The sequence below is a fragment of the Caballeronia sp. LZ024 genome, from assembly GCF_031451455.1.
In the GTDB taxonomy this organism is placed as follows: domain Bacteria; phylum Pseudomonadota; class Gammaproteobacteria; order Burkholderiales; family Burkholderiaceae; genus Caballeronia; species Caballeronia telluris.
Genome location: NZ_JARUXL010000019.1, coordinates 1 through 4,054, shown reverse-complemented (window position 1 = coordinate 4,054; position 4,054 = coordinate 1). Strand labels below are relative to the sequence as shown.

Sequence of the window (4,054 nt, the reverse complement as noted above, 5' to 3'; positions counted from 1 at the left end):
TGGCCGGCAAGCGCGCCCGCTCGCCGGTCATGGATGTCAGGGTCGTTAGTATCCGGGCAGTGCAGATAAAGTCACCCGAAGCGAAGTCAAAGAGGCCCCTGTTGGCATGGCCTTGAGCTACGAGATCACCGGGTTAGTAGCCCGTAGAAGCCCCACTACCAGTGAAACTATGCTGGACAGGAGCGTCATTTGCAAAGTCGGAAACGGCCTGGATGATGTTCACGATCTGTTGCGGCAACCTGCCGCCGCTGACGGCGGCCATTGCAGTCCGATCCATCTCGACAGCTACGGGGAGGTCTTTGATTACCAAGGCGTTCATTTCGATGCTCCAAGGGCAAATAGTAGTCAGGAAGGTAGCGCTTTTTTTGAGGGGTCGCCGCTCCTCGATGAAACTTAATGCACAGCGCGTGCCAAACGGCGGCGCCGCGGTAAGCGATCACACAACTAGTTGAAAATATTGAACTTTAATGGGCACAAGACGAATTAGTAGCCGGAAGTACACGCTGCGGCCGGTGGCTTAGATCCAACTCTTCGTGTGGCGCTGTTGGTTAGATCGCGACACCTGCGGTCCGCCTAGGTATTTCATGTCTCCGATGCCTGTTTGCAGGAGCCGTTCTCCTGCGAGCCACTCATGCAGGTCATCGAAGACGCTCGCTGCAGGACGTCAACTCGCCAAGCCGCCTAGGCCAACTGATGTCGACGGAAGCGCGCACAATGCATAGTCGAAGGTTCGACGGCACGCCTCTTCCGGGTCACGGAGCAAAGCGAGCGGCAGCTATCAGCGTGAAAGCAACTTTTGTCTGGTCGAGCGAGCGGGCAGCCCGGCTGAACATGTCCGAACCCAGTCCGACATTGAACGTGCCCGTGTGGTCGACCCTGATTGGCGGCGTACGGCAGCAGTGATCCAAAGCCGACCTTCGAATCCCCCGTGTTTTCTGCTCCTCGCCCCTGTTTCGGCGAGCGGCGCAGCATTCAGTGCGTGACGCCGCACTTGACGTAGAGTGTGCACAGCCGTTCGTTCAACATGTGTTGGTTTAACCACTTGTCCGATTCGGAGGTCGCGCTGGGGTGAAGCTATCGTCACGACGGTCGTCCTCATTGTGGAACTGAAGGGTACCGAGCTTGAATAGATCGAGCGCCAGGGGCGCGTTTTAGAACCGCTCCGTGCGCTCCTTGCGGTGCATTTCCAGCTGCGTAATCGCACGCTGTAGTACGCGTTCGGTATTTCCCTTTAGATCGACGAACCGGCAGCCCAGAACGGTGCGGCGCTCGCCGGTGGGCGTGATCACGTGACGAGGCGCGACGATCTCCAGATCCACCGGCACCGCGCCGAGTCCGCCTAATTGCAGCCTCACGTTTTTCCAGATCGTGCCCTGCGCGAGCGATTCGACCCGCGTGTCCCTCGTGCGTAACGCCACGCCGCCGAGCGACAGGTCCTGCAATTTGAACTGGAACGCGACACCCGCGCCATCGGCCCCGCTGGCGATGAACGCATCGAACATCGGCGTATCGACGCGGTAGTACTCTCGGCGTTGCACGTAATGGAGCAGTTTGGGAAACTGCGCTTCAAAGGCCGGCCGCCCTTCGAAGGTCGTCGCGAAGGCACGCCCCGTCACGAACCGGGTGCGAATGCCCGACGGCTGGCTGCGGAACGTGAGCTCGTCGGCATGGACGAGTTCGCGGTTGTCACGCGGCGTGCTGCCGAAATCGAACATAAAGGACGCGCCGCGCGAATCGACGTCGAGCAACTGCGTGACGAACTGCGTGCCGTCGAATTCGACCGTCAGGAAGTCGCCGCGCGTCAGCATGCGCCGCATGCACTGCGCGATCTGCGGCGGGAGCCGCTGCGCGTAGCGGTCGTCGGTCTCCCACGCATTCGTCTTCACCGCACTTTCGTTGGTCAGGGAAGGATCGCCAATCATTGTGATTTTGTTATTTTGCCGGACGGGCTGTCGGCTTCTCGCGCCGCCATCTTATCAAATTGATAAGCAAGTGGTACAGTGAGGAACATCACGGGCATGACGAACCCGGAACCTGAGAGAAGCAACGGCGCCCCGGGGAAACCCGGGGTCCGGCTAACCGTCCGACTGACTTTCCGCTTCCGGACCGCGCGGCACGGGCAGAAAATGCAGCGCCGCCTTGAGTGTGTAGATCACAATGACGGTTCCGGCGAGATCGCCGATGAACATCGCGAAGAACCGCGACGCGACGCTGTGCGTGTCGCCCTGCAGGCAAAACCAGAGATTGTGCAAGAGCGGACCGGCTGTCGCGTACGCGACGGTGAGCAACATCAGCCTGCCCGCGCTCAGATTCGACAGCGACGCGTTCAGCCCATATATCTCGCGCGCCAGGCGATAGACTGCGTAGGGCGCGGCGGTCGCGATGATGCCGCCGACGAACGATCTCACGGGATCGTTAGGAAAAAAATAGCAGAAGTCGACGAGCCAGCTTGCGAGCAACAGCCCGAGCGCGCCGTCGGCGCCGAGCAGCAGCGTGCTGAGCAGCCGGATGCCGGCGGGAAGATAGACCCAGTTCACGCCGCGCACGAACTCGGAATGAGTGAAAATTTCCTGATTGGCCCAGAGCGAGCCGATAAAGACGAGCGCCGTTCCGACGACGGAGCATAAACGAAGCTGAAAGGAAGACATTGACGTGGCGTGCCAGTCGCGCGGCGGAGAACGTCATATGTTACCGCAGCGTTGCAGGCCCTACGCTCAGGCCCGATGACGTGCCTTAGGTTTATGCCTTGCAAATACCCCCGCCGGCCGGGCGCGCACCGATTTGCGAAATCTCGCCGTACTTCGAAGAGGAATCGAGCTGCGCCGCGATTCGCTCGAGTTCACCGAGCAGCGAGAGCAGTTCCGCCTGCTGATCCTGCGCCACCGCGGGCGCCTTTCGCAGCTTCTCGATTCGCCCGCGCCAATACGACACCGGCCATGCGGCGCTTCGGTGCCAGTGTCGCGAGCGGATCATCCTCGCGAGATGATGGATTTCCTGCTCGATGAAATGCGCTGTGATATACGTGAAGTCGCGTCGTTGAGCCACGTTCGTGTCCCTGATGGCCGCTCGGGCGGGAAAATGAAATCGCGCTTTCCCTCAGCCCTTGCTTTGTGCATGATCTTAGCACTTACTTATCAGTCTGATAAGATACAGAAGCGTCGCTCAGATTTTTCATCTCTTCGGCGATGCTATGATTGAACCGTCCCTTTTCGACGATTTTTACATGGCTAAAAAGAACGTCTTCGACGCCTATTTTCGCTTCCTGAATCTGGCGCAGGCGGTCCAGGCATTGCCTTCGGTGCCGAAGCTCGATGCCGCAGAGGAGCGTCTGCTGGAGGCGCTCACGGCGTCATGGCATGCGGGGCATGCGCTGACGGTCACTGAAACAATGGCGCTGTCGGTCGCGGGCGCGCCGGCAACCGTGCATAGAAAGTTGACGAGCCTGAAGAAGCAAGGTCTCGTGTCCGTCGACGAGAGCAGCGACGATCTGCGCATTAAGACGGTCGCGCCGACGCCCATGGCATTAAAGTACTTCGAAAAGCTGGCGGCGTGTCTCGAAGAGGCGAAGAAGCGCTGAGCATCGCCAGACGCTCATCCATAATGAGGCGCTGCGAACGCTATAATTCGTCGCTTCCCGGAGCATTCGCACAGTAAATTTTTCCACCGGGCCGATCTTGGAGAGCGAGGACGGCCAGCAGTGTCCGACAGCCTCCGTAGCAACCGCAGGTGTTCTGCTTCATCCAGATTTCGATTGTCATGTCCTTCCCGCGTAGTGAAGTCGTTTCTCTCCGTCGTACTTCGACGGCGGCGCGCTTGCTTTTCCTAAGTGCCTTTCTTGCGCCCGGCGCTCGTGCCGATGAAAGCGATTCGGGCCAGCAGCTGAAGCCAATCATCGTCAGGGCGGAAAAGCAGCCGGCGCTCGAGCAGCGCACGCCGATGGCCATGAGCGTCTATGGCGACGCCTTCCTCGAAACCACCGGCGTCAGCGACGTCAAATCGCTCGCCACGATCGCGCCGGATCTCAACTACGCGCAGGTACAGACCGTCGTGCCCG

The 4,054-nt window shown here is 59.8% G+C and carries 6 protein-coding genes; 2 read left to right on the top strand and 4 right to left on the bottom strand.

The features are described 5' to 3' along the window. Positions 1-133 precede the first annotated feature (133 nt). The 4 genes from QCE48_RS31400 to QCE48_RS31385 all read right to left on the bottom strand — a co-directional run bounded on the left by QCE48_RS31400 (position 134) and on the right by QCE48_RS31385 (position 3,045). Entirely contained in the window at positions 134-319 is a 186-nt protein-coding gene (locus QCE48_RS31400) for a hypothetical protein (protein WP_087633683.1), read from the bottom strand. An 832-nt stretch (positions 320-1,151) separates the two neighbouring features. Further along, a complete protein-coding gene (locus QCE48_RS31395) occupies positions 1,152-1,886 on the bottom strand; it encodes a flagellar brake protein (protein WP_309788396.1) in 735 nt (244 codons plus the stop codon). Between the two features lie 189 nt (positions 1,887-2,075). After that, positions 2,076-2,648, bottom strand: coding sequence for a hypothetical protein (locus QCE48_RS31390; RefSeq protein ID WP_309788395.1), 573 nt, complete (start codon positions 2,646-2,648; stop codon positions 2,076-2,078). 91 nt (positions 2,649-2,739) lie between these two features. Further along, positions 2,740-3,045 (bottom strand): hypothetical protein, encoded by a 306-nt coding sequence (locus tag QCE48_RS31385; protein ID WP_309788394.1) that lies wholly within the window; start codon positions 3,043-3,045, stop codon positions 2,740-2,742. A gap of 178 nt (positions 3,046-3,223) precedes the next feature. Here QCE48_RS31385 and QCE48_RS31380 point away from each other — a divergent pair, with 178 nt between their 5' ends. Beyond that, complete coding sequence (locus QCE48_RS31380) at positions 3,224-3,577, top strand: winged helix-turn-helix domain-containing protein (protein WP_309788393.1); 354 nt, start codon at positions 3,224-3,226, stop codon at positions 3,575-3,577. 149 nt (positions 3,578-3,726) lie between these two features. Continuing rightward, positions 3,727-4,054 (top strand): hypothetical protein (locus tag QCE48_RS31375; RefSeq protein WP_309794453.1); only part of this gene is annotated, 328 nt, incomplete at its 3' end.

Coding starts and splice junctions, on each gene's coding strand:
- QCE48_RS31400 (WP_087633683.1), bottom strand. CDS start 319: ATGAACGCCTTGGTAATCAAAGACCTCCCCGTAGCTGTCGAGATGGAT.
- QCE48_RS31390 (WP_309788395.1), bottom strand. CDS start 2,648: ATGTCTTCCTTTCAGCTTCGTTTATGCTCCGTCGTCGGAACGGCGCTC.
- QCE48_RS31380 (WP_309788393.1), top strand. CDS start 3,224: ATGGCTAAAAAGAACGTCTTCGACGCCTATTTTCGCTTCCTGAATCTG.